Origin of the sequence: Sphingomonas agri (genome assembly GCF_038148795.1) — a bacterium.
GTDB classification, from domain to species: domain Bacteria; phylum Pseudomonadota; class Alphaproteobacteria; order Sphingomonadales; family Sphingomonadaceae; genus Sphingomicrobium; species Sphingomicrobium agri.
Map to the genome: position 1 here is coordinate 969,429 of NZ_JBAPEU010000001.1, position 26,214 is coordinate 995,642.

The window sequence follows — 26,214 nt, forward strand, 5'->3', positions numbered from 1 at the left end:
AGTTTTTGTACCCGGGCGCCGTGGACAGACCTTTCGCTGCTGCCGGAGATCGCGTTACTCCGTGTGGGCTCCGGGGACGCAGTCCCCCCGGCTCAGTGGCGGCGGCGCATCAGCTCGGAGCTTGAGGCGCGGCGTCAGTTGCACCAGCCGGCGGACATAGGCGTCGGTGAACACGGTCGCGCACCTGCGGCTGAGATGCGAAAATTCGGGCAGCACGAGTTTCTGCGCCTGCGGCAGGTCATCGGCGTGGATCCCCTTCGCATTCGTCCCGATCAGCAAGCGATCCCAACCGAGCTTGCGCGGAATGCTCTTTTCCTCGTTGACCCGCAATTCGGGCGCTGAAGGCGGGCGAATGAAGATCACGTCCCCGCCGCGCGCACGTATCCGCTGCACTGCCTCAGCGCTCCGATAGATGATCTTGTTCGCCACGGCGGGCGGAAGGGGAGGCCTCTTGAAACCATGCCAGGCGTAACGCGCGTGGCTTTGGAGGTAAGGGTCCGTCTCGATCCGACTCCACATGAAGTACTGCCGGCCGGGGAACGTCTCGGAAATCTTCCAGACATCGTCGTACGGGCTGTCGGTGCCTTTGCGCCAGCCATTGTCGAACCGCGGCACCCAGCGGCTGAGGCGATAGTCCGAATCCAGAAATGCCAGATGATTTTGCAGCCAGCGGTCCAACCACAGGCCGCTCAATTGTGCCGGCTTGTCGTTCTTGTTGAAGCTTTTGAGATAGGGGCCGCCGATACCGACTCCCTGCGGGCGAAAATAGCTCGTGTCGGCCATTCCGACGATCAACAGACCTCTGAACTTGGGGTCGTTGGCGAAGTTTTCGAGCAGAGCCCGGCCATTGGTGCCGACGATCGCCGCCTGGACCGGACGAACGCCTGTCAGTTGCTCGAAGCGGTCGAGATCCGTGTCGAACAGGATGCGGCTGTCGCCGACGATTGCAACCTTGCCAAGATCGGCCGCCCGGCGTGCTTCGGCCCACGCCTGCGGACTATCGTCGATGTCACCGGCACGAAGTCCGAGGTTCGTTCGCGCATTCCATTCCCACGCGATTGTCATCAGGGTCACTGCAGCGAAGGTCACCGCGCCCAACTTCACCCACGGACGCAGCGGGATGTCGCGCGTCGGTACCGGCTGCGCCTGGCCCGGGCGGTTCGACGCGGTCTGCCTCAGCCCAGCAGGAAGCGCGCCCTCGCGGACCCCGCGGACTTCGGCATCGCGGGCCTCAGAATGCGAAATAGATGAAGGCACTGCCCTGCCCCTGCTCGACGATCACTGCGAAAAGCAGGAGCGTCCAAATACCGGCAATGGCCACCGGCGAAGTCCGTTCGATCACGGCTTCCAGTGTCGTGTTGCGCATGGCCAGGTGAGTTCCGAAAATCCCCGACACGATTAGCAAGACGATGATCATTGGTCCCGCCGCGATTAGTGGATCGGGCTTTGCCTGCATCCCTGCCATTCCCTTCAGCAGCAGTCCGGCGCCCGCGAAGGTTTTTGCACGGAAGAACACCCAAGTGATGTTGATCAGGAGGAACGTCAAAAGCGCAAGTCCAAGCAACGACGCACGGCCCGGCGAGAAACCCTTGAACCGCGCCCGAAGCCAGCGCTCGATCGAAAGATAAAGTCCGTGAAGACCACCCCAGACCACAAACGTCCAGCTGGCTCCATGCCAGAGGCCCCCCAGAAGCATCGTCCCCATTAGTGCCGCGTAGGTTCGCGCCTGGCCGTGACGGTTGCCGCCGAGCGGGATGTAGAGATAGTCCCGCAGCCAGCTCGACAGCGTGATGTGCCACCGCCGCCAGAAGTCCGAGAAGCCGATCGCTCCATAGGGGAAGCGAAAGTTGTCAGGCATTGCAAAACCGAGGCACAACGCCACTCCGATTGCCGAGGTGGAATAGCCCGCGAAGTCGCAGAAGATCTGCCCGGCGAACGCCAGTGTCGCGGCCCAGCTGTCGAGCATCCCCGGGTTCTTGCCGGATGCGTCGTAGACTGCCTCTACCACTGGCGCGAGGAAGCCATCGGCCAGCACGACCTTTTGAAAAAGTCCCAGAGTCAGCAGAGCAAGGCCGAAAAAGATCTGGTTAGGCCTTGCTTGCCGCGGTTCCTGAAACTGCGGAACCAGTTCGGTCGGCCGCATGATCGGTCCGGCGACGAGGTGCGGGAAGAAGGTGACGAACAAGGCGTAATTGAGGAAGCTCCCCGCCGGCTTGGAGCGGCGCAGGTAGACGTCGAGCGTGTAGGAGAGGGTGGCAAAGGTATAAAAGCTGATGCCGACAGGAAGCACGATGTCCCATCCCGGCGGATGATAGACAACGCCAACAGCTGCAGCGAGGTTCACGAAGTTGTTGAGGAGGAAGCCGCCGTATTTGAAGTATCCGAGCATCCCGAGGTTCACGACGACGCTCGTCAGCATCCACAGCTTTCGCGTGTGCTCGCGCTTGGCGCGGACCATCCATTGCGCCGCCCACCAGTCGACCACCGTCGAAATCCACAGCAGGATGACGAACGGCGGGTTCCATGCCGCGTAGAAGAGATAGGAGGCGATCAGCAGATTGATCTTCTTCTGCTGCCACGAGAAGAAGGGCGCATAATGGAGTGCCATTACGAGCGCGAAGAAGACCAGGAACGTGAGCGAATTGAAAATCATCGGGCGTGCGCCCGGGCAACCCCATTGATCATGCGACAGCCTTCCCCCTGAGGCGTACGCGCAAGCCCTGCTGAACTCTGCAGCGCGGCGCGGGGACACTCTCACGCTTCCAGCTCCCCGGCAAGTTGTTCCGCGGGAAAGCGCGGGTCAGCACACCAATCTGTGACTTGGGGGACAAGGTGACATCGAACCCAGCGCCATGCGAGCGTTCACTGACGGACGCGGATGATCGTCTTTCCCGGGTGTCTTTCTCTTGAATTGAAGGCAGCGACCGCGTCGCCGAGCGTCGCTACAGTGCCGATGTGGGTGCGCAGCCGTCCGTCGCGCACCCGCTGGACGATCTCGTTGAGCTGGGCACGATCGGCCTCGACGACAAAGTCGATCGCCAGGCCGCCGACAGGTCGCACCTCGACCGGCCCGACAATAGAGACGATCGTTCCTCCCCCTCGAACAAGGCGCGCGGATCTTTTCCCAATGTCACCGCCGATGAGGTCGAACACCAGGTCGACTTCGCCAACGGCTTCCAACGCTTCGTTGTCGAGGTCGATGAACTCGTTCGCGCCGAAATCGAGTGCCGACTGGCGGTCGGCCGCCCGTCCGGTGCCGATGACGTACGCGCCGAACTCATGTGCCAGTTGCGTCACCATCGATCCGACCGCGCCGGCCGCGCCGTGAGCGATGACGCGCTGCCCTGCCCGAAGGCCGCCATGGATGATCAGTCCCTGCCACGCGGTCAGGCCTGAGATCGGCAGACTTGCGCCCACTGTGAAGTCAACGTCGTCTGGCAGTAGCGCCAGGTTGCGCGCCTCGACGGCCGCGTATTCAGCCAAGGTGCCGTCGCGATACCAGTCAGTGAGACCGAACACCCGCTGCCCCATCGATAGCCCCGTCGTCCCATAACCGACGGCGGTGACCACTCCGGCCAGCTCATGCCCGGGGATCGACGGTGTTCGGTCACGGCCAAGCCGGTCCGTCCAGGTCGAGGGCCACGCCAGCTCGGTGCCCACGAAGCCCGACGCATAAACCTGGACGACGACATCGTTTATCGCCGGTGACGGCTCGGGCCGCTCCACCAGTTGCATTGCGGCTGTTCCCGCCGACTGGTCCGCCACCGCTATGGCCTTCAATTGTCGCCTCCTCGCGTCGAGGGCTCTACTGCTCGGCTCCGATCAAGCCGTTGTAGCCGGTCACGACGCGGCGCTCTGGCTTCTGTCTAACGACGATGCAAGCACGCATCAAATCGCAGCTTTGGGTGGAAAGCTGACATTAACGGCGCTTCCAATGGCGAGCCCGGCTCCTCCCTCGGCCAGTGTGCAGCAACTCCAAAAACATCAGGCACGGCTCTGCCTCCGGCGGATAAAGGCGCTTATTTTGTCTGATCTATGTTAGAATATACGGCGAATCGCTGAGCGAGAGCTGACTTGCTGGTTCGTTTTCGAAAGTTGCGGACATCATCGATGTACCCCCGCCTGCGTCACATTGTGTCTTTGCTCCTGTAGGACACGTCCGATGCCGCACCGCGCACGAAACGACTTTAACGGCGACGGCCGGAGCGACGTCTTCTGGCAGAGCCTACCTGGCCAAGATTGGGAGGTCACCGATTGGCTTGGGCAGGCCAATGGCAGTTTCTCAACCAACTTCGCCAATGCTGCCGATCACGTTCAATTTCCTTGGCTCTTTGCAGGCGTCGGCGACTTCAACGGCGATGGCCGAGACGACGTGTTGTGGACCGGTCCGAATTACCTGGTCGGGAATTGGCTCGGCCAAGCCAGCGGCGGCTTTTCCAGCAATTTTGCAAATTTCCTGGGCGAAGTCGGACCAGGATGGACAGTCCGGGGTGTCGGCGACTTCAATGGAGACGGGCGGGCGGATGTCCTGTGGCAGGGAGGTAGCCAAGTTACGGATTGGCTCGGGCAGACGAACGGCGGATTCGTCAGCAATTTCGAAAATGCCGATTACCAGCTAGGTTCTGAATGGTTTGTGGCGGGGATTGGCGACTTTAACGGCGACCGACGTGACGACATTCTCTGGCGAAACTCAAACACCGGGCAAGTCACTGACTGGCTCGGACAAACTAATGGAGGCTTCGTCAGCAATGTCGCGCACGCAAACGGCGTCGTAGCAACGGATACGACATGGGGTATCGTCGGTACCGGCGACTTCAATGGAGACGGCCGGGACGATGTGCTCTGGATGCGCTATTCGGACGGCCTCGTAACGGACTGGCTCAGCCAACCCGACGGTGGTTTCGTCAGCAACTTCGCGAATGCTACCCACCATGTTGGAGCAGATTGGCATCCTGCTGGGATCGGTGATTACAACGGTGATGGTCGCGACGACATCTTGTGGCGAAACTCATCAACAAGCGAGGTAACTGACTGGCTTGCACAGCCGGACGGCGGCTTTGCGAGCAACTTCGCGAACTTTGTTGCGCATGTCGACATGGCTTGGGTCACTCTTCCCTACTACCATTGAGGAAGACTTTTCGTTCACATTCAGCGGGCCGGGCAAGCTCGTTGATTATTTTCAATCCCCCTCGCACATCACGGGCTCTCGCCCCCAAGGCGTGAGCGCAATGGGCGGAGTGTCGTTTGCGGCAGGAATGGGTCGAAAAGTGCCACTGAAGCTGGATCCTGCGGAACTTGGCCCAGAGCCGGAGCAGCCTTAACCGGTCTTTCGTGGTCGATGTGTAGTGCGGCCCAATGATCAGAATGCAAACTGTGCAAACGCCCCATGGGGCAGATAGTGGGGGCGAAATTGGTGGCTGGCTGCTCCTGTTCATTTTATGGCTGGGAGTGATCGGGCCACTATATTCGCTTGGCCTAAATGGGTTCTTCGTAATGCGCTGGCGGGCAATGTATCCCGAAGCGGCGGGCTATTACGTGTCGTGGAACTTCTGGTGTTTCATTGCCGCGCGGGAAGGAAGCAGGATGCTTGCGGCGACGGTTATGGTTGCCCGGCGTTCAGCCGATGCGGTCTGGTTCGCGGTATTCGTCATGTGGTTGTCCGGGCCGGTGCTGGTGACGGGAACCTGGTTGCTTTCTGAAACTGTGATCATGCCCTCAGCGCTTGTCCGTTCGACTGCAATCGCTGCTGCCTCAACCATTTACTTACTGCGGTCCGAGCGAGTTCGCGCAATCTACCGGTTTTCCCTGGCGCCAGACCTGCCGGCCCAAAAAACGGCTGGTGGCTAACGGGAGAATGGGTCGACAGCAGACACTGATCCACCGGCAGCTTTGAGGGCAAAGCTGACATGGACTGCCTGAACGGCGCGGGCCCGCGGCCATATCTTGTTGTGCGAAAATCGCTTTGAGGGCATTCCGCTCGAAGGGGGCAGGATGGCGAGCATCTTCCTCAGCTATGATCGTGACGACGAGGTGCGTGCCCGTCCCATTGCGGCGTTCCTCGAGCGCGCCGGACATTCCGTGTGGTGGGATCGCCAGATCAGAGGCGGGCGAGAGTTCGCGTCAGAAATCGAGGCAGCCTTGGAGGCTGCTGAGAGAGTGGTCGTGCTGTGGTCGGAACGAGCCGTCAAATCGGCATGGGTGCGGGATGAAGCCGCCGTAGGGCGGGACACCGGACGGTTAGTTCCGGCAAGCTTGGATGGGACGCCACCCCCGCTTGGCTTCAGGCAGTTCCAGACAATCGATCTTTCAAGAACGAAGGGGCGAGGTCGATCGCCTCAGCTTCAGGCGCTGCTTGAGGCTGTAGGTCAGCAAACGACCGAAACTAAGCAGTCGAGTTCGGGCACGGGATCCGGCTCGCCGAGGCGCCCGTTGCTGATCGCCGGCGCGCTCCTTTTCCTGCTTTCATGCGCGGCTGGAGTAATCTGGCTTTGGAGATCGCAGTCGTTGGCTGAGCAGCCTCGGATTGCGATCGCGCCGGCGGACGGCTCGCCGCTGTCGCGGCAGGTAGCGCATGATGTGGCGCTCGCCCTTGCCAATCTGCCTGGCGGTGACTCTCCGTCATACGAGCTGCTCGAGGCTTCAGATGGTCAGACGACAAAGGCTGACCTGGTTCTCACTACGGGCGCCACCGAGGCTGGCGGCCGGGAACGCCGCGATCTCGCACTTCGCGCCCCGAACAAGGCCATTCTCTGGTCAGCTTCGATAGCCCAATCAACGGCAGCCTCAGCAAATTTGCGTGAGCAACTGGCGGTGCAGGTTGAGCGTGCCCTCTCTTGTGCCGCAGAGGCGTTGTCCTACCGGCGTGAAAGCATCCAGCAGGACACGCTCAAGCTTTATCTGGCCGGCTGCACGACCTTCGATAACGCCTATGGGGCAAACGCCGACAATTTCGAGAGGATCAAGCTGTTCGAGCAAGTCATCGCCAAGGCCCCGCATTTTGGGCCCGCTTGGGCAAGGCTGCTTATCTCGGAGGCCGATGAGTTGTCATCGGTAGATGACCTGTCCGCCCTGCAGGCTACGATCTCTTCTCAGATCAAGCGAGCGGACGCGTTGGGCCTGGATTTTGGGGAGCTCTATGTCGCGCGAGCGGCGGTGCTTTCGCCGGCCGACTTCGTCGGGATCTTCCGAAGCTTCGATGAAGGGATCAAGCGTCACCCGGACAATGCGAGCCTCGTTCGGTCGAGAGCCGAGCGCTTTCTCTATGTCGGCCGAATGAACGATTCGGTGGGCGATGCTGCGCGCGCTGTCGAGCTCGACCGTCTTTCGCCCGCGAACCAGGAAACGCTCGTGTCCTCCTATGCCTATGCGGGTAACACCGACGCCGCCTACGCCCAGCTTAGAAAGGCGGAACAGCTTTGGCCCGGAGCTGGGGCGATCGTCAACGCTCGCTATCGCCTCGACGTTCGTTACGGCGATCCGAAAGAGGCCTTGGCGCTATTACAGGACCCTACTCTACAAGGCCCAATGCAGTCCGAGCAGGCGGCCTTCATTCGGGCGCGCCTCGACCCCACGCCGGCGAACATCGAACGGGCCATCGCAGAAGACCAGAAGATCTATCAGCAATACCCAGCCTTCATTGCACCGATCGTTCAGACACTCGCGCAATTCGGCCGGATCGACGAGGTTCTCGATATACTACTGCACTATAAGGGTGGTGATCTAAGCGGCCTTGCAGCCGAGGTCCTATTCCGCCCTGCGTTTCGCGATGTTTGGCGCGATCCCCGTTCGATAGCAGCGGCTGCGCATCTCGGACTGCTTCACTACTGGAAAGCGACCGGCAAATGGCCAGATTTCTGCGCCGACCCGGCCTTGCCGTACAGCTGCAAGAAGGAGGCGGCAAAGTACCGCGTCTAAGCTGGAGCGAGGCCGGTGTTCATGCTCTTGTGTGTCGGGATTCAATAGCTGTTAGTTCTGGAGTGCCAGCTTGGGTCGGAAGCAGACACCCCGCTAACGGCAATCAAAAGCTGGGATTGCCCGTGCAAGCCTAAGCGCGACGCAGCTCTTGCAACTCTCTCACAACTGCTATCAGCAGTTCAGTGACAGCGTCGTAAGCGGCCACTGCTGCTAGGTGCGGATGCTCGTTGGCATTTTCCACGAGTTTCGACCGGTTGTGAGCAACAGTTTCCTCCAGCTCGCGGACGTCAGCCATTCATGCCTCCTTGCTTTCCGACAAGCATAACTTTGTGAGCCCCTCTAATGTCCGCAAAGCGTGGAATGCAGACAATAGGCGGTGACCTATCGACGATGCTTTCAACCCTGCCTTAGCATCTCCGATCGATTGATGGATGGCGGAACGGCGACCAACGCATTAGGCGGCAGCGATCGGAACCCTCAATATGAACGTCGCCGCGAACACGGCTGCCATTGGGACGCTCAATACGACCGTAACCGCGCAGGGTACGACGATTGCGACTCACACCACCCAAATCGCGGCCTTGCAGGCGAGTGACGCCACGCAGAACAACCGTCTAACCACGCTCGAAGCGGCGTCGATTAGTATCGGCGATCAAATCGACCGCGTGGCCGACCGGGCAGCAGGGGGAACAGCGGTTGCGATCGCCCTCGGCGGCAATGCATTCCTTCCCGGGAAAAACTTCAACCTGACGGGCAACGTCGGCGTATATCGCAGCAAGGTGGCAGCGGCTCTCCAACTCGGTGCAATGATCGGGCCCAACGCTGCATTGAACGCCGGTTTGGCAACCGGATTCAATCATGATGGCAAGGTCGGCGCGCGTGCGGGCTTCACCTTCGGCTGGTGATTTCATCGACCCGGAAGCTTTTTTCAATGCGTGAACGGGAAGTGGGATTTAGACGGGAAGTGGGTGGAAAGCTGCCGTTGGCTCTCAGCGCGGCGCTCCCCCCTTTCTCCGACGTTTCAATGGTGAATGTCATCTTGCAGTCTGAGGCAATCAGATCGGGATGAATGTCCTTTAACCTTCTTTCCACTGCTCTGAGACCTGCTGCTGATATCAGGAATTGGGCGATGCCGGCTCAGGAGCTGGCGAGTGGCAGCAAACAGGAGACGAGAAATGGTTCGATTCATGATTTCCGCGGTCGCAGCACTTGCGTTGGCCACGACCGCAACGGCGGCTACGAAGCCTGCACCTGCAAAGGCTGCGGCGACTAAGTCCATCCAGTGCAAGGACGCGAAAGGCAAGTTCATCAAGTGCCCTGCGCCTGTCGCCAAGGCGGTGGCCAAATCGCCAGTGGCCGTGGCACAGAAGAGCACCGTCAAGACCAAGGTAGCTGCCAAGCAGTGCCGTGACGCGAAGGGCCGCTTTGCAAAATGCGGTACGCCTGGCGCGAAGTAGTGACTTCCCCGGGGAGCTACGGCTCCCCGGCTCTCTCGGCCATTCTCGAAAGGGTCTCGCTCGATCTGTGATCTTCGGTTGCGGCGAGCTCGTGGAAACCCCAAAAGGAATGGGACCTCCGAGCCGAGCGCGTCCAAAGCAAGCTGACCCGCTTGCTGCGGGCCAGCTCACCGCGGAATTTCGTTAGTCCGGATTAGGGCCCTCGCGGTCGTTCTCGAGCACCTTGCCGGTGCGAGCGTCAACACCGACCTCGAACGTCTTTCCATGGTTCTTGATGTCGAAGGAATAGCGAAGGCCGGTGCCGCCGCGCTCTTTCTCAAGCTCCTGGTCTGTGATCTGACCAGGATGTGCCGCAAGCGCAGTCGAGCGTGCCTGTGCGAGGGTGATCTTCGCCAGTGGCAAGAGATTCGCACCCGCAAACTGGCTGGGCACTGCAGCAAGCGCGCCAGTCGCACCAATCGACATGGCAGCGGTGAAACAAACCAGTTTGATCATTGGACTCTCCGAAGGCGGAAAATGCCTCGCCTCTTCAGATAGTTGATCTCAACTGTAGGGCGACTGAACCACGCCCATCATTCAGCGCCAGGGGGCCTGCATCTTTGCTCAGTTACGCGATAGAGGTTGCGCTCAACGGCGATGATGATGATGGCTCAGACTGCCGAGCAAATCAGCCAATTGCGGCCTTCGGTCAGGTCTCTTCGCGTGGCCAGGAGGCATGCAACCGTTGTGTTTCCTGGCCAGTCCCGGCGGGCAGCCGCCAACGCCGTAGCCGACAGGATAATGCGCGCTCCAGTCGTGTTCCTGCTGCGGGCGCTCGAAGCCCAGGCCATATCCATGACCGTTTCCGTTTCCGTTTCCGTTGCCTGGCCTGGCCCCGGCCGGCGAGGCAAACACAAATGCAGCGGCGGCCGCGAAGATGAATATGTGTCTCATAGCCCCAACCTTGTGGCGGCTATTCATTGACCGTTCCGTTCCCAGAGATGGTTACCGAGAATCGGCCAAGCCCGGTTTCTAATGAGCGCTGTGAACCGCGGCGACCTTGTGCGCCCATGGCCAACCAGGGAGCCTGATACGCTATTGGCAGAAATGAGTTGAAAGCTGACACTTACTCAATGGCAGCTTTGGGTGGAATCCAGGCATTCGGCCACAGGCTGCTCTGCACATCGCAAATGACGTAATAAGCACATGGGGAAGGGGCGCCCATGACCGTCTTCGAGTTCGTCTTTTCGCTGTACAGCCTGTTATTCGGGCTCGCGATCGCGCAGGTCTTTGCGGGCTTCGGCAATACGCTCCAGGAGCGGCACAAGCTCAAGGTCGGCTGGCTGACCCCGCTGCTCGGCCTGTTTGTGATTCTCGATCTTACTTCCTTCTGGGAGATCGGGTGGCAGCTGAGGAATTTTTTCCAGCGCCCCTATTTCCTGGTCCTGATTGTCTGCGTCCTCCTGGCCGGCATCTATTATCTGGCTGCGCGGCTGGTCTTCCCGCGGAACTTTGAGGAGTGGCCGGACTTCGACGTCTACTATTTCGGACACAAGCATTGGGTGTTCGGCGGGATTTTCCTGTGTAACGTTGTCGCAGCGGCGGTCCTCTTTGCAATGGGCAGCCCGTTCATGCGCTTGCCGCTCGGTTTCGCGAACGACGTCACCTATTTCGGCCTGCTGGTTCCATTGCTCCTCGTGCGAAGCAAGCGAGCGAGCATCGTCTTGCTGCTTCTCATGCTGTCGAGATATGTCGTCTTTCCAGTGCTCGGCCTTCTCGGAATAGGAGTGCACAGCCACGTGTTCTGACATTGCTGCCTCACATCTGATCTCTGCGCTGGTGGCGAGCTGCCGTTAGCCGCAGCTGGTCACACAGAGGATCCTGACAGCGTCAGATGCTGGGAATGTTGAGCTGACTTACGATCGCCCTGAAGCGCGGATCGTCGCGGAGCGGGTCCAACAGGGGATCTGTCGCAAGCAGCAGCAAGCCGGGGTCGCGCACCTTCAGCGCCCGCTGCAGCTCGGCGATCGCTTCGTCTTGGTTTCCCATGTCGGCCAGTATCTCGGCATATTGATAACTGCCGCCCTTGCCATTGGCCTTGCGCATGTCGTTGACGATCGCGGCGGCGCGCGCGCGGTCCTTAGAACGGTTCGCTACGACTGCCCGAACCACGAAAGAGGTCGGGAAATTCGGGGGCAGTTTCTCGGCTTCGTGGATTGCCTCCAAATCTTTTCCTGAAAGCAGAAGGGACATCGCCAGCCCTGAGCGGGGCCCGGTCGCGTCCGGGTTGAGCGCCAGGAATTTCCGGTAGGCCGCTATTGCTGGCTGATAGCGACGAGCAACGAGATTCAGATCCGCCTGGGTAGCGAACAACCGCGGATTGAGCGGGTCGCTGTCGGCAGCGGACTGCAAGATTGCCTGCGCCCGCGCGAAGTTCCCCATGCGCGCCACGAAACTGGCGATCCCAAGCCTCGTGAACGGCGACAGCCCCGGGAACTGCAATGCGCGCTGATACTCCGCCCAGGCCGAAAGGTAATCGACTGCCGAATTTCGATTGAATCCCAATGCCAGATGGCCATCGGCAAAATTTGGTGCGAGCGAAATCGCTTTACGCGCACTCGCCGCTGATTGAACCAGGTAGCGGTTCAATTCGTCTGTCGAATTCGACTGATAGATGGCCAGCCTCGTCTGGGCGAGCGACTTGCCAGCGTAAGCAGCGGCATAATTCGGGTCGAGAGAGATTGCGGCATCGAACAACGCAATTTGAGATTCCAACGCGGGCTTGGTTAGCTCCACGATCGTGTTGGCCTTGAGTAACAAATCCTGTGCAGCGGCGTTTTTCGTGCCCCCAAGTTCCAATGCGGCCTTTTCCGCTTCGTCGAGCTGGCTGCGGAGCTGCTCGACCACCGCCTCTGCAATGTCCGTTTGAATTTGCAGCAAGTCGCCGTTCGTCCGATCGAATGTCTGCGACCATTTTTCGACGCCGTCCGCGCCGTTCACCAGCTGCGCGCTGACACGGATCATCGAGGAGGAGCGGCGGACGCTTCCCGTCAGGACACTGCCGACGCCCAGCTTCTTTGCCACCGTTTCCGCGTCGTCATTGCGAACGGCCTCGGATGAGGTCCGGCCGATGACCTTGAGGCCGCTGATCCGCGCCAGCGCGCTCCGCAGCTCTTCGGCCAGCCCATCGGAGAAATAAGCCTGCGCCGGATCGCCCGACAGGTTTGCAAAGGGCATGACGACGACGCTGCGCGCATCGGCCCGTCCTGCCCGCAGGAAGTACCAACCCGCGCCTCCAGCGGCCACCACGGCGACCAGGCCGCCGGCGATCACGGCGCGCCGATCTAGTCCGGCGCTTCCGGGGCTGGTGCCTGCCGCACCCTGCCGTTGAACCTTGGCGCCCGACATGACCTGCCGCGCGGCCTCAAGCAGGGTGCGATAGCGGGGATCGTCGCGGTCACCCTTCCAGCCGCAAAGCGGCAGGCACTGAGTTTCGCCGAAGCCCAGGGGAGGCTCTATCTTGTCGATCGTGACTGGCAGGTAGGTCGCGCGCTTTACCGCCCGCGTCGCCTCGTCCCGCACGAACTGTCCGCCCGGCCCGACCGAACGCCTCGACCAAACGACGATGACGCAGCGCGCTTTCTCGAGATTGGCGGCGATGGTCTCGCGCCACTCTTCACGGACACTGATGTGCGCATCCCACCAGACGTCGAGGCCGTCCGCCTGCAGGGTGTCGACCAAGGGCCTGACGCGCGCGCGATCCTCCGCTTTGTAGGAAACGAAAACGTCTGCCATCGCCGCCCCCGGACCTCGATCAGTTTAGGCGCGGGCGTGCCTCGTGCAAGCAATGAAAGCTGGCAACGTGCCGGAAAAAGTTAGGCAAAAGTGGGAAGCAGCCGTCAGCCCCAGCGGCCCGCGAGGGTGAGCTAGCCCGGCGAAAACACCGCTGTCGATGCTTAACTGAAACTTACGCGCTCGATTTATCTCGTTCATTTGCACTGTCGTATTGGGTTGTTCGAAGGAGCATACCTATGCTTAAGGCATTCATTCTCGGCGGCACCGCAATTGCTACTTTGGCTACCCCGGCAATTGCAGATGCGCAGTACTACGGATACAATAGTTCATACCCCTACCAACGGCATCACCACCATAGAAATAATACTGGGGCTGCAATAGCCGGAGCTCTCGTGGGTGGAGTTTTGGGCTATGCATTGGGAAGTGGCCAAGGGAATAACTATAATTATCCTTCTTATGGATATAGCGGATATCGCTATCAGCCAGGTTATAACTACAACTCTCCAGGCTACGGATATAACTATGGTTATACTTATCCCAGCTATGGCTACAACAACGGCAGCTATGGCTACAACAACGGCGGCTATGGATATCGCCACGACGATGACGATGGCGACGGCGATTGAGGAATGGCCGTAATTAGGTTCGTCGCATCAAATTTGATTGGCGCGTCTCAGGCAAACCCCTGGGGCGCGTCAACGCATTGGCCTCGGCACCAAGTCGCCGGATCGATGGACTGAACGTATCTCAAGTTCTGCGAAGGATCCGTCCTTTGGGTCGAACACGGATCTTGTCATGATGGCAGCTTTGGGCGGTATGCGGACCTCTAATGCGCAACCTCCCAGACGGGCCATTCCTCAGCAATCCGCCCCTCGTGGAAGCGACTGACGTTCAGTCCGATGAGCGTGACGGGCTTACCGGTGGCACTGGACATGGCTGTAGCGGTCATCCGGGTCGCGACCCGGTCGCCTTCGGCAATCTGGTCTTCGATGACGAAGCGGACATCCGGATAGAGTTTGTGGAACTCGGTTATCCGGTCGCGCAACCCTTCCAAATCTCGACGGGCGTTGGCGGCGTGTCCCACGTAGTTCGGTGCCAACACGCTGGAAAGTTCGTTTAGCCGGCCGCTTTCCCAGATGCTTACGTAACGACGGAAGACCGCCTTTTCCCGTGTCGCCATAGTCTCCTGCTCTGCTGGTGATTGCGGTCCCGCGCAACCGGTGTCGCGTAATGGCCGGAGCTCGAAACTCCGCCAGTCATCTTGCAACGATTCTAAAAGGCTGATCGAATATGTCCGCCTGCTAGAGATGGACGGGGGGACAATGGTGAAAATAAAGGTGTGCGCTGCAATATCCTTGCTGGGCGTCGCATCCCCGGTTCTGGCAAAAGATCCGTGTCCACCCAATAAATACGCGCCGCCGTACCCATGGTTCATAAAGGAGCCAATGGACGGCGACACCACCGCCGAAATCTATATCGACATCGACAAATCGGGTAAGCCGATTAACTGCCGAATGGGCCAGAACAACGTTCCGCCGGATGACAGATTCTGGGTCTGCAAGGCATTTCTAGATCATTGGAGCACTTCAAATCCCGCAACCGATGCAGGCTTGGAGCCGCCGCCGGCCAATCTTCCGCCTAATAGCCCCGTCAAAGCAACCATCTACAGAAAATATCTGGAATACGGCGAAAAGCACGAGAAAGCGGAGCGCCAGGCGCGTGCGCAATTCTTTCAGCAGCACCCTGGCGAACGGTCCGAATGCTATCCAAGCGACGAAAACTAACTTTACCGGACAAGCGCTGTGGCGGTGCCATGTGCGGGCTCTTTTTTGGACGCGTGCTCCTAATCGCCGGCGGTCGGAAGCAGAGGCTTGGCTAGTGTCGGCAATGGGTAGAAAAGCTGCTTCCCCCATCTAGGCCCTGGTTGAAAGCATGGAGAGGCGGCATGGATAAAGAACTTGAACGGCTCACGCGCGACGGCACCGTACCACAGGATGCATACCGCGCGATGCGAGACGCCATTCACCGGGTTACCGAGCAGAGTGGTCGGTTATACGAACGAGGGCACGAGGCGCACTACCAAGCGCTTGCGGCGGCGATGGCGCTAAAGGCTGCCGGATACTCAATCGAAAAGACGAAGGCTGTTGCCTAAAGATCCGCGCGGAAAGCCGACACTGTTCTGATGGCAGCAATCGGTCGATCACGGACCTCGGGATGCTTTGACTTGGACATCAAAGCGTGATTGCTTGTGCTTAGCTGCTCGAGGAGGGGTTGATGAAACTCCTGATCGTATTCCTGGTAGTTGTTTGGTTGGCCTGTGGGCTGCTCGGTGCGTGGCGTCTCGGGGACATGCGCTTTAAGACCATCTCGCGCGGGCCGATCACTCTGGTGAAGGCGTTCAACGACGCGCCGGTGTCCTATCCAGGACCAAACTAAGCAGCAAAACTGCCACGAAGTTTCAACGTTCGCGTCGATCAGTTGCTCAGCCGTGATCCATTTGGGCTCACTCAGCGAGCAGCGCCATCGTTTTGGAATAGCGCTTCATCGTATCGCGATAAGTCTCGCGAACTTCGACGCGCTTTGCATTGGCCTTTGCCGCACGGGTCGGCCGCTTGCGCGCCTTAGGGGCGGCCTTCAGCATTGGCTCGGCGCCTATCGATGTACTTCGTATGGCTGTCTTCGTACACCGGTCACCGAGACCGACAAGGGCGAACATTCGCTTCGGATTGAGCGATTTCCGAAGGTGAACTTCTTAGTTGCGGGCAAGCCGCAGCGCGGCCGCCCAGTGACCCGCTCAGGTAACCGAGCAGTAGCTGCCGGGTATAATCGCATCGGTAGCAATGACCCGGCCATCGTTGTGCGGATCAAGTATGGACAACTGGCGATAGGTTAGGTTGAGCGGCCGCGAAACGTGCGCTTCGTCGGTGCAAGCGGCTACCGAAAAATAGCTCCGATCGCGCGATAAGGGGTGATCTGCGGGACCGTCCCATTGTGACGGTCCCCGACCAATCAACTCAGAAGTGAAACAGATTGCCATTGATGACGAGATGGTCGTTCGCCGCCTCGAAGCCAGTGATGTAAACGGTCGCTCCCGACACTCCAGTGATCGTGATGTCACCGTGGCCATCGTTAGCAACCTGGACGTTGTCGTCATCGTTGATGAAGATGGTGTCCGCGGCTCCGTCGCCGGCTCCATTGACTCCAAGGTTGATGTCAAACTCGGTCACGCCGCTGCCCGATGCATCATTGATGTGAATATTATCGGCGCCGCCAAGCGCGTTGAGAGTGATCTTTTCGACGCTGGTCAGGTTCATGGTGATATTGCCGAGATCGCGCGTGAACAGAGCACCGCCTCCGGCTTGGGCAGAGAAGGTGAAGTTTTCAGCTCCTGCACTGCCGTTGAACAGCATCGTGTCGAACCCCGCGCCACCGTCCAGTCGGTCGCTGCCGTCGCCGGGATTCCAGACGAGCACGTCGTTGCCCCTGCCTCCGAGCATGTCGTCGGTGCCTGGTCCGCCGATCAGGGTATCATCGCCGTTTCCGCCCGACAGCAGGTCGTTTCCGCCGCCGCCCAGCAGAGTGTCATTGCCATTTCCGCCGAAAAGCTGGTCATTGCCAGGTCCTCCGACGAACGTGCTATCTCCATTGTCGGTCGGGGTTGCCGCGTCATGCTGAATTAGGTCGGAATTGTGCATTACAGAAGAATGCCGCCGGTCGGCAGCTCCGAAATTGAGGCTCATTTCCAAGTCTTTCTCTGATCGACTGATCGAGCTTCGCAAAAGGAAGCTTCGGGAAGCGCGTCCAACTCTCGACGCCCGAGCGCCGACTTAAGTGGCTCGCGACAACGTCGCTATGACCGATCGTCCGGGAGTGTTGATCGAAAGTCCGTAAGTCAGGAATTCACCGGCGAAGCGACGCGGCCGAGAGCTCAGGGATGATCAACTGCGACACTCAACTACCACCTCGCTGTTTAGCGAGTTTGCGATAAAACAGTCTTCGTGGCTGCGGTGATGGAGCTGGGCCGATCACGCGACGCGAGCGGCAAACACACGGACAGAAACATGTCTTAGGAGCACGACGGAAGTTTGCCGTGCTTCTTTCGCGAGTGATCGTCCTCCTCATGAAATCGGTAGCCGCGTCGCAATTCGGCGGCGGGTCCACGTGGCGCGACCGCCGCTAACGCGTCCATTTCTTTTCTAGGCCGCCATCAGTTCGCTTTGCCGCCGCCATTCAGAGGGCGCTACGCCCACGATCTTCTTAAAGGCGCGGCTGAACGAGGCTTCGCAGCTGTAGCCCACTTCGTTGGCGATCGACGCGATATTGACGCTGTCCCGGAGCAACCCGGCCGCGGTCTGCATTCGCCACTTCGCCAAATATTGCATCGGTGGAACGCCCACGAACGTCGTAAATCGCTCAGCGAATTCGGATCGGGAGAGCCCGACCTCGCGAGCTACGCTCTCCAGCGACCACGGCCTGCCTGGATCGCTATGCATCAAGGACAGAGCTCGTCCGATTGAGGCGTCCCGAAGCGCCGACATCCAGTTGATGGAGTTCGCCGGCAGGCGCTCGACATATTGCCGGACCACCTCGATGAACATCAACTCGGTCAACCGGCCAAGCACGGTCTGGCCCCCCGCTCGCTCGGCGGCAGCCTGGTCAATGGCAAGGCCGGTCAATTGGGCCAGACTGCGGAAGCCACTGTCGTCGGTGAAGTCGCCAACGAGAGCCGCCGGAAGATTGTCGAGCAGGGGATTATATTGCCTGGAGTCGCAGGCGAGGAAGCCGCTCACGAGGCGGGCAGTCACCGGTCCTCCTTCACCGAAGCTTTCCGTGAACGGCAGCTGTCGGGCCGCTACTCGACTTTGCGGGGGCGAGGAGGGGGCGCGTACGTCAGGGCCGCTCGAGATGACGTACCTGTCTCCCCTCGTGAACACGATTACCTTGTTCTGTGTCAGCCTTATCGATTCGCCGCCGACCAGGTTGGCGTAGCAGGAGCCTTCGAGAACGAAGTGAAAGGAAATCATGTCGCGCGCACCCGGCAGGATCATCGGCAGCACCGCGTCGCGCGAAAGCTGCTCGAGAATCCAAGGCGCTTGCGCGGCGATCCGGAAGAACACCGCAGCCGTTATCCGAACGGCACCGAAGACGTCCCCCAGACCGTCGATCTCGGAAGGCGCAGCGGCGAAGTTGCACGGCTCGCCGGGCTGCACCAGATTCACACTGTCTTGCGAGCAGGAAACCGCGTCGGTCACGTTCTCACCCCCGAGTCGCTATCAAAACTGTAGCGCGCTATGTTTTTCGAAGCAATGTGATAAGTAGTGCCCGGTTAGTTGCGAGGCGTTCATGGTCGAGATTCCAAAGCCCGGTCAGAAAGTTCGCGGTTCGCGTTCCGGGGCACCCGTTATGGCGCTGTTCGATCTGCTCGGGCGACGCTGGGCGATGGGCATTTTGTGGTCTTTGTGCCTGCATGGGCCGTCGACGTTCAGGCATTTGCAGGAATTGTGCGAAACGATTTCGCCGGCGGTGCTGAACCAGCGCCTGAAAGAACTGCAGGCCGCCCGCTTCGTCGAAAAAACGCCGCAGGGTTATGCGGCCACCAACCTTGGACTGAGCGTCCAGAAACAACTCGTGCCATTGCGCGAGATCGCGAACCTTTGGGCGAGAGCGCTGGAGAGTGAAGACCGCGCGCGCGTGCAAGGCTGACCAAGCCTCTATCGCAGACGCATCGTCAAATATTGCGGACGATTGGTCATTCCTGAATCGTCGCTGCGCCGGCACTCATGATTGGAGAAGCGTGCATGAGCACGCGTCATGAGGAAACGTGATGTCCAACGACAAACAGGGTCTGATCGCCACTGGCGCAGCATTGTTCACATTCGCGGCCAGTGCGGCCTTCAATCCCGCACCGGCGCAGGTCGTTGGATCCGACCAGGAAAATCCTCGACCCGTGAACATCTCCCTCACGAGCTTCAATCTCACGCCTGATGCTCTGCATTTGAAAGCTGGTCAGCCCATCCTTCTTCGCATCGCGAACGACAGCGGCCTTGCACATGATTTGACTGCTCCGGAGTTCTTCCGTGCCGCGGCGATGCGCCCGGTCGACGCAGAGCGCTTTGTCGGCGGAAAGATCGCGCTCGCTCCGCATCAGAACGTGGTGGTTGCGATGATTCCCACGGCAGGCCGCTTCCCGATGAAATGCAGCCACGCGTTCCACAGAATGCTCGGAATGAGCGGAACAATCCTGGTGGATTCATAAACTCCGCGCGCAAAGACGCGCCCCTCTAACCCGACATCATGTCCTTCTCGAGCCGCGCGCGCTGCGCGCCGGCAGAGCTGTTCTTGCGCGTATTCCCTCGTCCTCCTGGAGAATCCCAATGCCGTCCAAATTCAATCTTTCATTGCTCGCCACCGCAAGCGCCTTCGCTCTGGCGGCTGCCTCGCCAGCCACCGCCGGCCCTACCGCGACTTGTGTCGTGGGCGCAGGAGCCAACTCGACCGAATGCGGCGTTAATTCAGCGGCGGGCGGAGCCGGCGCTACGGCGGCGGGTGACACTGCCAATGCAAGCGGCGATGCTTCGACCGCGCTCGGGGCCAACTCGGCTTCGGCGGGCTCTTCATCCACCGCTGTTGGCGACGGTTCCGTAGCATCCCAGGACAATACGACAGTCGTCGGCGCGAATTCCGATGCCGCAGGCCTGGACAGCACCGTTGTCGGCGAGAATTCCGCTGCGAAGGGCGATGAATCGACTGCTGTCGGAAGATCCGCTGACGCATCGGGCTCGTCATCGACGGTACTCGGCGCCAACTCGGCTGCATCCGGCGACAGCTCGACGGCGCTCGGCGCTTCGTCGAACGCAACCGCCATTGGTAGCACGTCGGTGGGTGTCAGCTCAGCGGCCTCCGGGGATAATTCGACGGCCGTTGGCATCAACGCGAACGCTTCCGGTCTGACGTCCGTTGCCGTTGGTGACAACACCGTTGCCACCAACGAAGACTCGGTCGCTGTCGGTGACCAAGCGAAGGCAACCGCCTTTCACTCCACAGCAATCGGTGGAGAATCGATCGCGTCGGGTGCCGGTTCGCAGGCATTCGGCTGGAGAGCGGACGCGCTCGGTTCGCAGTCCGTTGCTGTAGGTAACCAGACAGTCGCCTCGGGTGTGAACGCTTCCGCGCTAGGCAACGGCGCCCTCGCGTCTGGAACAAATGCTAGTGCTCTTGGACGGCTCTCGGTTGCCAGCGGCGCCCACACCACTGCCGTTGGGACTGGTGCTCAGGCGACCGGCGATGCTTCTACAGCGATCGGCGACTCCGCACTCGCTTCCGGCGTCAATGCGACTGCCGCGGGACAGAACGCGAAAGCTTCGGGCGCAAGCTCATCCGCGTTCGGCATTAATGCCGTTGCTTCCGGCCTGACCTCGATCGCGCTCGGCGACAATACGCAGGCCACCAACGAGGATTCGGTTGCCCTTGGCGATCAGGCACAGGCGACGGCATTCCACTCTACCGCCGTCGGCGGGGAGTCGATCGCCTCAGGTGCAGGAGCGCAGGCGTTCGGCTGGAGAGCGGATGCGCTTGGCACACAGTCGGTCGCGGTCGGAAACCAGACGCAGGCGACCGGCAACGCATCGGTCGGGCTCGGCAACCTTGCTCAGGCGACCGGGTTGAACTCTACCGCGCTCGGCAACAGCTCGGTGGCCAACTCAGTGAACGCGACTGCTATGGGCCAAAATTCCCATGCCACCGCCGCCGGTGCGACCGCGCTCGGTGCCCAGGCCAATGCCACGTTCGTCGGTTCAACTGCGGTCGGCGCCGGAGCGAACACCACCGCTGCCAACCAGGTGACGCTTGGCGGTGGTGGAAGCTCGGTTCGCATCGGCGACGCCGCCGCCAGCACCGCGGCACAGGACACCGCTTCGACCAATCTTGCAACGATGGACGCGAATGGTGTTCTTGGCCGCGGCAATATCAGCCTGGCAAGCATCGGCGCCCTGCAGAACTCGTTCGCAACCGCGGAAGGGCAGATCGGTCTGCTGTTCGACTTGAGCAAGCAGAACCAAAAAGACATCCGCCAGGCCGACGAGGGCGTCGCAATGGCGATGGCGATGGAAACTCCGGCGATCCCCTCGGGAGCGCGTTACGCGATCTCGGGCGGCGTTGGTTACTTCAAGAATAAGATGGCGCTGGCCACGGCCATTTCTGCGGCCGTGGGTGAGATGTCGCAGGTGTCGGCCGGCGTTTCGTACGGCTTTGACAGCCAGAAGCTCGGTGCGCGCGCCGGCTTCCAGTTCGCGTTCAAGTAATCCCGAAAGGATCTCGCCGGTTGTTCCTCTCCGGCGGGATCTTGTGGAGGCCCCGCCGGCAGCAGTACCCCCTCGCCGGCGGGGTTTCCTTTGTTTCAAGCCGTCCCCCGGGAACCCCGTCGGTAATCAAAGCCGGCGGGATTCTTGGCTCACCGCCAATGGCGGGAATGGATCGAAAGCTGCCATTGCGTGGGTCCGCTTTGGCTGGAAAAGCGGACATAGAACCGAGCCTCGGTTCAGTGCGGCAAAATGAAGGACAAAGCGCCGGACAGCAGATAATCCCCAATCGATAGGGTGAGCAGGATGCTGCTGCTGAGCCTAGCCTGGCGACCAATCATGTGGAGGCTGACAGCTTCGCCGCTTCCTTCTTGCAATCGTAAGGCTGGTCGGGATCCTTGAAGCAGAAGTCCGGCCAGTGCCCGCTCTTGGTCCAGTAGTCCACGAGCCCCATCCGCTTCGCAACGGCCATGAACCGCGGATCCTGCCGGAATTTGCGCAGGGCAGGGCGAAATACCACCCCCGCGAGCATACTGATGTCTTCGCCAGGCGCGACCTGGGCAATCATGTCATAGATTCCATTTTCCCGATGAAGTTCGCCGTAAGCTTGGGCGTGGCCCGCCACATCCTCACCGTGAACGCCCCGCCGCTTGTGCAGTCTGTCGAGTGCATCGATGAACCGATCGATGCTGGTCGTTGTCGGGTCTGCCCGCGCGAGATAATACAACTGCGCAATCGGGGGGCTTTTCTTGAAGTCTTCCGTGTTCAGCAGCGCCTTGGGATCGCCGAACCGTAGCTGAAAACGGTCCCCTATGTCCTTCAGCATTCCAGTACCGGCCCATAGACTCTCCGCGCGCTGCAATTGCTCCCGGGCAGCCTCGATGCGGCCAGAATAAGCGAGGGCCAAAACGTAATTTCCGAGGGCAAAGGGGGACGTAGGGTCCAACTGGGTAGCTTGCTGCGCATCGGCAATGGCCTCGTCCAGTCGACCGACGGTCGCCAGTTCCGACGAGCGATAGTCCAAGACCGGGGCGCTCTCCGGATTGTTGGCGTGAGCTTCATCGAGGAGTTGGAGCACCTCGCCATACTCCCGTGTCGGCAGCAGTTGCGATTGGGCGATCGCGATTTCGGGCATCTTCGGATCGAGCTGCCGCGCCCGTTTGATGTCTTGTTGTAGTTGCCGCCGTCTCGCGCTCGTGAGATCCTGCAAGGCGGACGGATCAGCACTTTCGGCGAGCAGCAAATTTGCCCAGCCACGTTTGAACTCCGGCGCGTCTTTGACCACTTGGCGCAGGCCCACCGACGTTCCTTCGTCTGGTCCAGTTTGGGAACAGCCCGTTATATACAGTTTCAACGTCTCTCGCCGAAGGGCCTTGCCGCCGCCAGGCTTCAGCCCTTCGCCGGCGCAAGTGATGGCGCGCGCGGCGGTCAGGGACGCTTGCTGCTGAATATCCGTCGTGGGCCGTCGGGGAAAGTCGAAGCCACGGAGCCACAACACGCTGCTGTCCTTGCCGTCGAGGAGCCTGAGCGTCGCTTTGACCTGGCTAGCTGAACTCGCATCCGCGAGCTGGATTATTAGGTCGGTTCGCTGCGCGGCGTCACCGCCGGCAACAAGTTGCCACTTGCCGGAGCCCGCATCGTCAAGCTCGCCCAGCTTCGACGAGACGGACTGTGCCAGGGCTCGCGAGGCCGCCGAACTGTCTGCGGTGCTAATCGATACGGTTGGGACGGCCGCGGATGTCCGCTCCCAAGGGTGACCAATAAGTAACCCGACGCTGACGAGAAACAGTCCGACGGCGACACCAATGATTGCGGATGTGTTGAGCGCCCGTCCGCTGCGCCGCCGCACGGGAAGAGTTCGGACTGCCGCTGGAATGCCCGGCTCTTTCGTTTGGCGCTCGATCGCGTCGAGGATGTCGGCGAGGCGAGGGGCTTTGCCGCGCCCCGACCAGCGCCCAAGGTCGATCGATTGGAACTGGCGAAAGCCGAGCGGCGGCCGGGTACCGCCAAGCGACAGGGGCACTAGGCGGCCTTTGTCGCGGCCCGAGCCAGCCTCGTCGCGTACCCAAGGGCTTTCGACCGACGAATTCGTCCACAGGACCACGACAGCATCGGCCTTGTCGAGCGCCTGCTCGATTTCCTTGGCAAATTGGGAACCTCCGCCGATGTGCTTGTCCCACCAAACGGAATGGCCCGCCTTTTCGAGCGCTGCGGCTAAGGGGCGGGCTTGCGCGCTGTCGTCACGGTCGTAACTCAGGAACAAGTTGGCCATGCGCAGCCCCCCGGGAAGGCAATGCTGCCCTTAAACTGCTGCGTGGGCAACTAATCCAAGACCAAGTGCCAGTAGAGCAACCTACACGCACCAATCAGTCACGGCTAATGGCCGGAATGGGTCGAAAGCAGACATCCGCCCTCCAAGCCGAATGGAACATATTTGGAGATCATGGGTCCGAAGCTGCACGAGGACTGTTGACGCGCTGTGTCGGACCCCAAAAAGCGCGCTGAGCGGCGAGAGCAGCACACGGCAGAGATCGAGGCAAGCCAGGATATCCTTCGGAAAAGCATCGCGGAGACTGAGCGTCTTGTCGGAGAATCCGATGCGATGCTGCGACGTCACCGCCAAGAATGCGACGACGATGATGCCTAGATTATCGATCCCACAGTCTGCCCGTCCTTGAGCACGTCGCAGATCGGGCAGTCTTCACTATCGGCAGCTCTTTGCACCGCCTCCCTGTCCGATGCAGCGAGTACGTCTTTCTTTTTGACGACAGCACCCCCCGGCCGAGTGAGCTTGTTGATGCGGTACAGTTTCACATAGCCCTCCCGAGTCCCAGCGGCCCCGACCCAAGCACCAATGTTACCCGACAGCAATGCAGAATGACCAGTTTGGGTGGAAGTCCGCGAATGTCTTCAAGGGGTGGAGAGCAGACATCGGACCTCCGGGCTTTCATTGATATTTTAGACTAAGGCATTAACGCAGTCATTTGCTCAGAATTGCGTTACGGAGCCTGTCGCGTGCCTTCACTGTCTACGGCTGGTCGAGCCGCAGCTCGTCCACCGCTGCGCGACTTGGCCATTGTCATCGCTGCCGCGTTAGCAATCCTCTCGCCCGAACTCGTGACTGGCCTGACCGTCACCGACAATTTTCGTTTCAATTTGTTGTGGCCACAACAGTTCGCGGAGCTCTTTCGCGGAGGTCTTTTGTATCCGCGGTGGCTTCCGTCGTCGTGGCACGGGCTCGGAAGCCCCAACTTTTACTTCTATCCTCCTTTATTCTTCTGGGTAACAGCGGTCGTCGATAGTGCAACCGGCGGCACGCTTCCTGCGGAGCGCTTTGTTCCGTTTGCTTCGCTTGTCATTCTTATCGCATCGGGCCTTTCAATGCGCTGCTGGCTGCTCACCAAAGTGAGCTCGCGACGCGCAAGCGTAGGTGCGATCGCCTACATGCTTGCACCCTATCATCTCTACGATCTTTACGGGCGCGGAGCGTTGGCGGAGGCCAGCGCCTATGCATCTGTGCCGGTCATCATGCTCGCACTTGCGCGACTGGGCGATAATCGAACCGCATATCTGCCAGTATTGGCGATTGGCTATTGCGCATTGCTGTTGTCGAATTTGCCAGCCGCGTTGCTCGCCAGTGTGTTCCTGATTCCAGCCTATGTCCTGTTTGTTGCGGGAAGAAGCGCTTCACCTTTCCGGTTTGTCACTCAGGCGCTCATCGGTGGCATTCTGGGGCTATCGCTTGCTGCGATCTATCTCGTGCCGGCGATAATGCTGCTCCCTTATGTTTCATCCCAGGCGCTGAGCGGGAGCTTCTACCGGCCCGAGAACTGGTTCTTCTGGCACCTACATGCTGGAACGATGGCGGGACGGATGTATCTCATCGTCCCGATCTGCGTCGCTGCATCGTTGCTCGCCGGGGCCACGATAGTGGGGGCTCGCTTCGGCCGCGCGCATCGGGAACCGTTCTTTTGGGCAGGCCTAACACTGATCCTTGTCGCGGTGATCGCCGGCCTAGTTCCATGCATCTGGAAGCTTCCCGGATTGAGGTTCGTTCAGTTTCCGTGGCGCATGCTGTTCATCGTCGAATTTGCCGTGGTGACTATGCTGCCCATGGGAGTGAGCAAGCCAAGGAACATTCTAGTCCTCGCCGGCTTGGCGACCCTTGGCTTCGCTTACGCCGTGCTCGGCTTCATCGCTTCGCACATGATCGGGCGAACCTGGGATCACCGACCACAAATCGCGGCCGAAATTCGCTCTGGGTTTCTCGACGCACCAGAATATCTGCCAGCTGGAACTCGGATCGAACAAGGACAAGGCCCGGATGATGTCCGTATCGGACTGCCGAGACTGCCATTCGTCGCTGCAGCTGAAAATGGGGCGCGACTAGCGGTCTCTGAAGGCAAAGACGGGGGTTTGGCCGTTAAGGTCGACAGCCCCGCCCCGACACGACTGACACTCCGACGATCCTATTTTCCTCATTGGCAGCTTCACGACGGGCGGGGCCAGGTGGTGCCGATTACGCCGGAACGTCGCATGAGGGTCGTAACCTTCGTGGTTCCGGCTGGAGCGTCCAGCTTCCGCCTCAAGGTCGGCCCGGCGCCCTACGAGAGAGCCGGTGAGCTGATCACCTTGGCGGCAACCGCCTGTCTCATGCTGACGCTCGCAACTCTTCGAATGCGGAACGGTCCGAAACTGCGGCCGGCCCGGATTGAGAGCAGGAGCTCTAATCTTCGCAATGGGTCGATGCAGACCCTCCGCTAATGGCAGCT

The 26,214-nt window shown here is 60.2% G+C and carries 26 protein-coding genes and 1 pseudogene; 15 read left to right on the forward strand and 12 right to left on the reverse strand.

Going from position 1 to position 26,214, the window contains the following annotated elements; all coding sequences use genetic code 11:
- Positions 1 to 54: 54 nt before the first annotated feature.
- The 3 genes from V8192_RS04820 to V8192_RS04830 form a co-directional block, all read right to left on the reverse strand.
- Positions 55 to 1,257 (reverse strand): hypothetical protein, encoded by a 1,203-nt coding sequence (locus tag V8192_RS04820; RefSeq protein WP_341631909.1) that lies wholly within the window; start codon positions 1,255 to 1,257, stop codon positions 55 to 57.
- A complete protein-coding gene (locus V8192_RS04825) occupies positions 1,232 to 2,653 on the reverse strand; it encodes an MBOAT family O-acyltransferase (protein ID WP_341631910.1) in 1,422 nt (473 codons plus the stop codon). Before V8192_RS04825 ends, V8192_RS04820 begins: the two co-directional genes overlap by 26 nt.
- A 209-nt stretch (positions 2,654 to 2,862) precedes the next feature.
- Positions 2,863 to 3,780 (reverse strand): NADP-dependent oxidoreductase, encoded by a 918-nt coding sequence (locus V8192_RS04830; protein ID WP_341631911.1) that lies wholly within the window; start codon positions 3,778 to 3,780, stop codon positions 2,863 to 2,865.
- A gap of 382 nt (positions 3,781 to 4,162) precedes the next feature.
- Between V8192_RS04830 and V8192_RS04835 the strand changes: the two genes are divergently transcribed.
- From V8192_RS04835 to V8192_RS04845, 4 genes and pseudogenes are all read left to right on the forward strand, one after another.
- Positions 4,163 to 5,128 carry an FG-GAP repeat domain-containing protein gene (locus tag V8192_RS04835; protein WP_341631912.1) on the forward strand — a complete coding sequence of 322 codons (966 nt, stop codon included), beginning with the start codon at positions 4,163 to 4,165 and terminating at the stop codon, positions 5,126 to 5,128.
- A 227-nt stretch (positions 5,129 to 5,355) separates the two neighbouring features.
- Positions 5,356 to 5,847 carry a hypothetical protein gene (locus tag V8192_RS04840; RefSeq protein ID WP_341631913.1) on the forward strand — a complete coding sequence of 164 codons (492 nt, stop codon included), beginning with the start codon at positions 5,356 to 5,358 and terminating at the stop codon, positions 5,845 to 5,847.
- 144 nt (positions 5,848 to 5,991) lie between these two features.
- Positions 5,992 to 6,303: pseudogene (locus V8192_RS14630) on the forward strand (toll/interleukin-1 receptor domain-containing protein); the annotation flags it as partial.
- Between the two features lie 201 nt (positions 6,304 to 6,504).
- On the forward strand, positions 6,505 to 7,914 hold the full coding sequence (locus V8192_RS04845; RefSeq protein ID WP_341631914.1) for a tetratricopeptide repeat protein: 1,410 nt from the start codon (positions 6,505 to 6,507) through the stop codon (positions 7,912 to 7,914).
- Positions 7,915 to 8,044: 130 nt separating this feature from the next.
- Here V8192_RS04845 and V8192_RS04850 read toward each other — a convergent pair whose 3' ends face one another.
- The gene (locus tag V8192_RS04850) at positions 8,045 to 8,209 is read right to left on the reverse strand and encodes a hypothetical protein (RefSeq protein WP_341631915.1); all 165 of its coding nucleotides are present in this window, start codon (positions 8,207 to 8,209) and stop codon (positions 8,045 to 8,047) included.
- Between the two features lie 187 nt (positions 8,210 to 8,396).
- Here V8192_RS04850 and V8192_RS04855 point away from each other — a divergent pair, with 187 nt between their 5' ends.
- Both V8192_RS04855 and V8192_RS04860 read left to right on the forward strand, forming a co-directional pair.
- Positions 8,397 to 8,819 (forward strand): YadA-like family protein, encoded by a 423-nt coding sequence (locus tag V8192_RS04855; protein WP_341631916.1) that lies wholly within the window; start codon positions 8,397 to 8,399, stop codon positions 8,817 to 8,819.
- A gap of 270 nt (positions 8,820 to 9,089) precedes the next feature.
- Entirely contained in the window at positions 9,090 to 9,371 is a 282-nt protein-coding gene (locus V8192_RS04860; protein ID WP_341631917.1) for a hypothetical protein, read from the forward strand.
- A 183-nt stretch (positions 9,372 to 9,554) separates the two neighbouring features.
- Here V8192_RS04860 and V8192_RS04865 read toward each other — a convergent pair whose 3' ends face one another.
- Positions 9,555 to 9,866: a PepSY domain-containing protein gene (locus tag V8192_RS04865; RefSeq protein WP_341631918.1), complete on the reverse strand. Its 312-nt coding sequence runs from the start codon at positions 9,864 to 9,866 to the stop codon at positions 9,555 to 9,557.
- A gap of 707 nt (positions 9,867 to 10,573) precedes the next feature.
- On the opposite strand from V8192_RS04865, the gene V8192_RS04870 reads away from it, so the two are divergent.
- Entirely contained in the window at positions 10,574 to 11,158 is a 585-nt protein-coding gene (locus V8192_RS04870; protein WP_341631919.1) for a hypothetical protein, read from the forward strand.
- Positions 11,159 to 11,240: 82 nt separating this feature from the next.
- On the opposite strand, the gene V8192_RS04875 is transcribed toward V8192_RS04870, so the two are convergent.
- Complete coding sequence (locus tag V8192_RS04875; RefSeq protein WP_341631920.1) at positions 11,241 to 13,145, reverse strand: TIR domain-containing protein; 1,905 nt, start codon at positions 13,143 to 13,145, stop codon at positions 11,241 to 11,243.
- Positions 13,146 to 13,381: 236 nt separating this feature from the next.
- Here V8192_RS04875 and V8192_RS04880 point away from each other — a divergent pair, with 236 nt between their 5' ends.
- On the forward strand, positions 13,382 to 13,771 hold the full coding sequence (locus V8192_RS04880) for a hypothetical protein (protein ID WP_341631921.1): 390 nt from the start codon (positions 13,382 to 13,384) through the stop codon (positions 13,769 to 13,771).
- A gap of 200 nt (positions 13,772 to 13,971) precedes the next feature.
- Here V8192_RS04880 and V8192_RS04885 read toward each other — a convergent pair whose 3' ends face one another.
- On the reverse strand, positions 13,972 to 14,580 hold the full coding sequence (locus tag V8192_RS04885) for an ester cyclase (RefSeq protein WP_341631922.1): 609 nt from the start codon (positions 14,578 to 14,580) through the stop codon (positions 13,972 to 13,974).
- A gap of 10 nt (positions 14,581 to 14,590) precedes the next feature.
- Between V8192_RS04885 and V8192_RS04890 the strand changes: the two genes are divergently transcribed.
- From V8192_RS04890 to V8192_RS04900, 3 genes are all read left to right on the forward strand, one after another.
- Positions 14,591 to 14,929, forward strand: a complete 339-nt coding sequence (locus V8192_RS04890) for a hypothetical protein (protein WP_341631923.1) — start codon at positions 14,591 to 14,593, stop codon at positions 14,927 to 14,929.
- Positions 14,930 to 15,090: 161 nt separating this feature from the next.
- Positions 15,091 to 15,297, forward strand: a complete 207-nt coding sequence (locus V8192_RS04895; protein WP_341631924.1) for a hypothetical protein — start codon at positions 15,091 to 15,093, stop codon at positions 15,295 to 15,297.
- Between the two features lie 122 nt (positions 15,298 to 15,419).
- Positions 15,420 to 15,581, forward strand: coding sequence for a hypothetical protein (locus V8192_RS04900; protein ID WP_341631925.1), 162 nt, complete (start codon positions 15,420 to 15,422; stop codon positions 15,579 to 15,581).
- A 67-nt stretch (positions 15,582 to 15,648) separates the two neighbouring features.
- Here the strand turns inward: V8192_RS04900 and V8192_RS04905 are convergent, their stop codons facing one another.
- The 3 genes from V8192_RS04905 to V8192_RS04915 all read right to left on the reverse strand — a co-directional run bounded on the left by V8192_RS04905 (position 15,649) and on the right by V8192_RS04915 (position 18,364).
- Positions 15,649 to 15,786, reverse strand: a complete 138-nt coding sequence (locus V8192_RS04905; RefSeq protein ID WP_341631926.1) for a hypothetical protein — start codon at positions 15,784 to 15,786, stop codon at positions 15,649 to 15,651.
- A 373-nt stretch (positions 15,787 to 16,159) separates the two neighbouring features.
- Positions 16,160 to 16,885 (reverse strand): calcium-binding protein, encoded by a 726-nt coding sequence (locus V8192_RS04910; RefSeq protein ID WP_341631927.1) that lies wholly within the window; start codon positions 16,883 to 16,885, stop codon positions 16,160 to 16,162.
- 456 nt (positions 16,886 to 17,341) lie between these two features.
- Complete coding sequence (locus V8192_RS04915; protein WP_341631928.1) at positions 17,342 to 18,364, reverse strand: AraC family transcriptional regulator; 1,023 nt, start codon at positions 18,362 to 18,364, stop codon at positions 17,342 to 17,344.
- Positions 18,365 to 18,488: 124 nt separating this feature from the next.
- On the opposite strand from V8192_RS04915, the gene V8192_RS04920 reads away from it, so the two are divergent.
- From V8192_RS04920 to V8192_RS04930, 3 genes are all read left to right on the forward strand, one after another.
- Positions 18,489 to 18,848: a winged helix-turn-helix transcriptional regulator gene (locus V8192_RS04920; protein ID WP_341631929.1), complete on the forward strand. Its 360-nt coding sequence runs from the start codon at positions 18,489 to 18,491 to the stop codon at positions 18,846 to 18,848.
- A gap of 121 nt (positions 18,849 to 18,969) precedes the next feature.
- Positions 18,970 to 19,401, forward strand: coding sequence for a hypothetical protein (locus tag V8192_RS04925; protein WP_341631930.1), 432 nt, complete (start codon positions 18,970 to 18,972; stop codon positions 19,399 to 19,401).
- Between the two features lie 118 nt (positions 19,402 to 19,519).
- Positions 19,520 to 21,445, forward strand: coding sequence for a YadA-like family protein (locus tag V8192_RS04930; protein WP_341631931.1), 1,926 nt, complete (start codon positions 19,520 to 19,522; stop codon positions 21,443 to 21,445).
- Positions 21,446 to 21,779: 334 nt separating this feature from the next.
- Here the strand turns inward: V8192_RS04930 and V8192_RS04935 are convergent, their stop codons facing one another.
- Both V8192_RS04935 and V8192_RS04940 read right to left on the reverse strand, forming a co-directional pair.
- On the reverse strand, positions 21,780 to 23,714 hold the full coding sequence (locus tag V8192_RS04935) for a TIR domain-containing protein (protein ID WP_341631932.1): 1,935 nt from the start codon (positions 23,712 to 23,714) through the stop codon (positions 21,780 to 21,782).
- 371 nt (positions 23,715 to 24,085) lie between these two features.
- Positions 24,086 to 24,256: a hypothetical protein gene (locus tag V8192_RS04940; protein ID WP_341631933.1), complete on the reverse strand. Its 171-nt coding sequence runs from the start codon at positions 24,254 to 24,256 to the stop codon at positions 24,086 to 24,088.
- Between the two features lie 255 nt (positions 24,257 to 24,511).
- Between V8192_RS04940 and V8192_RS04945 the strand changes: the two genes are divergently transcribed.
- Complete coding sequence (locus V8192_RS04945; protein WP_341631934.1) at positions 24,512 to 26,206, forward strand: putative glycosyltransferase family protein; 1,695 nt, start codon at positions 24,512 to 24,514, stop codon at positions 26,204 to 26,206.
- Positions 26,207 to 26,214: the final 8 nt, after the last annotated feature.

Coding starts and splice junctions, on each gene's coding strand:
- V8192_RS04825 (WP_341631910.1), bottom strand. CDS start 2,653: ATGATTTTCAATTCGCTCACGTTCCTGGTCTTCTTCGCGCTCGTAATG.
- V8192_RS04835 (WP_341631912.1), top strand. CDS start 4,163: ATGCCGCACCGCGCACGAAACGACTTTAACGGCGACGGCCGGAGCGAC.
- V8192_RS04840 (WP_341631913.1), top strand. CDS start 5,356: ATGATCAGAATGCAAACTGTGCAAACGCCCCATGGGGCAGATAGTGGG.
- V8192_RS04850 (WP_341631915.1), bottom strand. CDS start 8,209: ATGGCTGACGTCCGCGAGCTGGAGGAAACTGTTGCTCACAACCGGTCG.
- V8192_RS04855 (WP_341631916.1), top strand. CDS start 8,397: ATGAACGTCGCCGCGAACACGGCTGCCATTGGGACGCTCAATACGACC.
- V8192_RS04860 (WP_341631917.1), top strand. CDS start 9,090: ATGGTTCGATTCATGATTTCCGCGGTCGCAGCACTTGCGTTGGCCACG.
- V8192_RS04865 (WP_341631918.1), bottom strand. CDS start 9,866: ATGATCAAACTGGTTTGTTTCACCGCTGCCATGTCGATTGGTGCGACT.
- V8192_RS04870 (WP_341631919.1), top strand. CDS start 10,574: ATGACCGTCTTCGAGTTCGTCTTTTCGCTGTACAGCCTGTTATTCGGG.
- V8192_RS04875 (WP_341631920.1), bottom strand. CDS start 13,145: ATGGCAGACGTTTTCGTTTCCTACAAAGCGGAGGATCGCGCGCGCGTC.
- V8192_RS04880 (WP_341631921.1), top strand. CDS start 13,382: ATGCTTAAGGCATTCATTCTCGGCGGCACCGCAATTGCTACTTTGGCT.
- V8192_RS04885 (WP_341631922.1), bottom strand. CDS start 14,580: ATGAACCATGGGTACGGCGGCGCGTATTTATTGGGTGGACACGGATCT.
- V8192_RS04890 (WP_341631923.1), top strand. CDS start 14,591: ATGGACGGCGACACCACCGCCGAAATCTATATCGACATCGACAAATCG.
- V8192_RS04895 (WP_341631924.1), top strand. CDS start 15,091: ATGGATAAAGAACTTGAACGGCTCACGCGCGACGGCACCGTACCACAG.
- V8192_RS04900 (WP_341631925.1), top strand. CDS start 15,420: ATGAAACTCCTGATCGTATTCCTGGTAGTTGTTTGGTTGGCCTGTGGG.
- V8192_RS04905 (WP_341631926.1), bottom strand. CDS start 15,786: ATGCTGAAGGCCGCCCCTAAGGCGCGCAAGCGGCCGACCCGTGCGGCA.
- V8192_RS04910 (WP_341631927.1), bottom strand. CDS start 16,885: ATGAGCCTCAATTTCGGAGCTGCCGACCGGCGGCATTCTTCTGTAATG.
- V8192_RS04920 (WP_341631929.1), top strand. CDS start 18,489: ATGGTCGAGATTCCAAAGCCCGGTCAGAAAGTTCGCGGTTCGCGTTCC.
- V8192_RS04925 (WP_341631930.1), top strand. CDS start 18,970: ATGTCCAACGACAAACAGGGTCTGATCGCCACTGGCGCAGCATTGTTC.
- V8192_RS04930 (WP_341631931.1), top strand. CDS start 19,520: ATGCCGTCCAAATTCAATCTTTCATTGCTCGCCACCGCAAGCGCCTTC.
- V8192_RS04935 (WP_341631932.1), bottom strand. CDS start 23,714: ATGGCCAACTTGTTCCTGAGTTACGACCGTGACGACAGCGCGCAAGCC.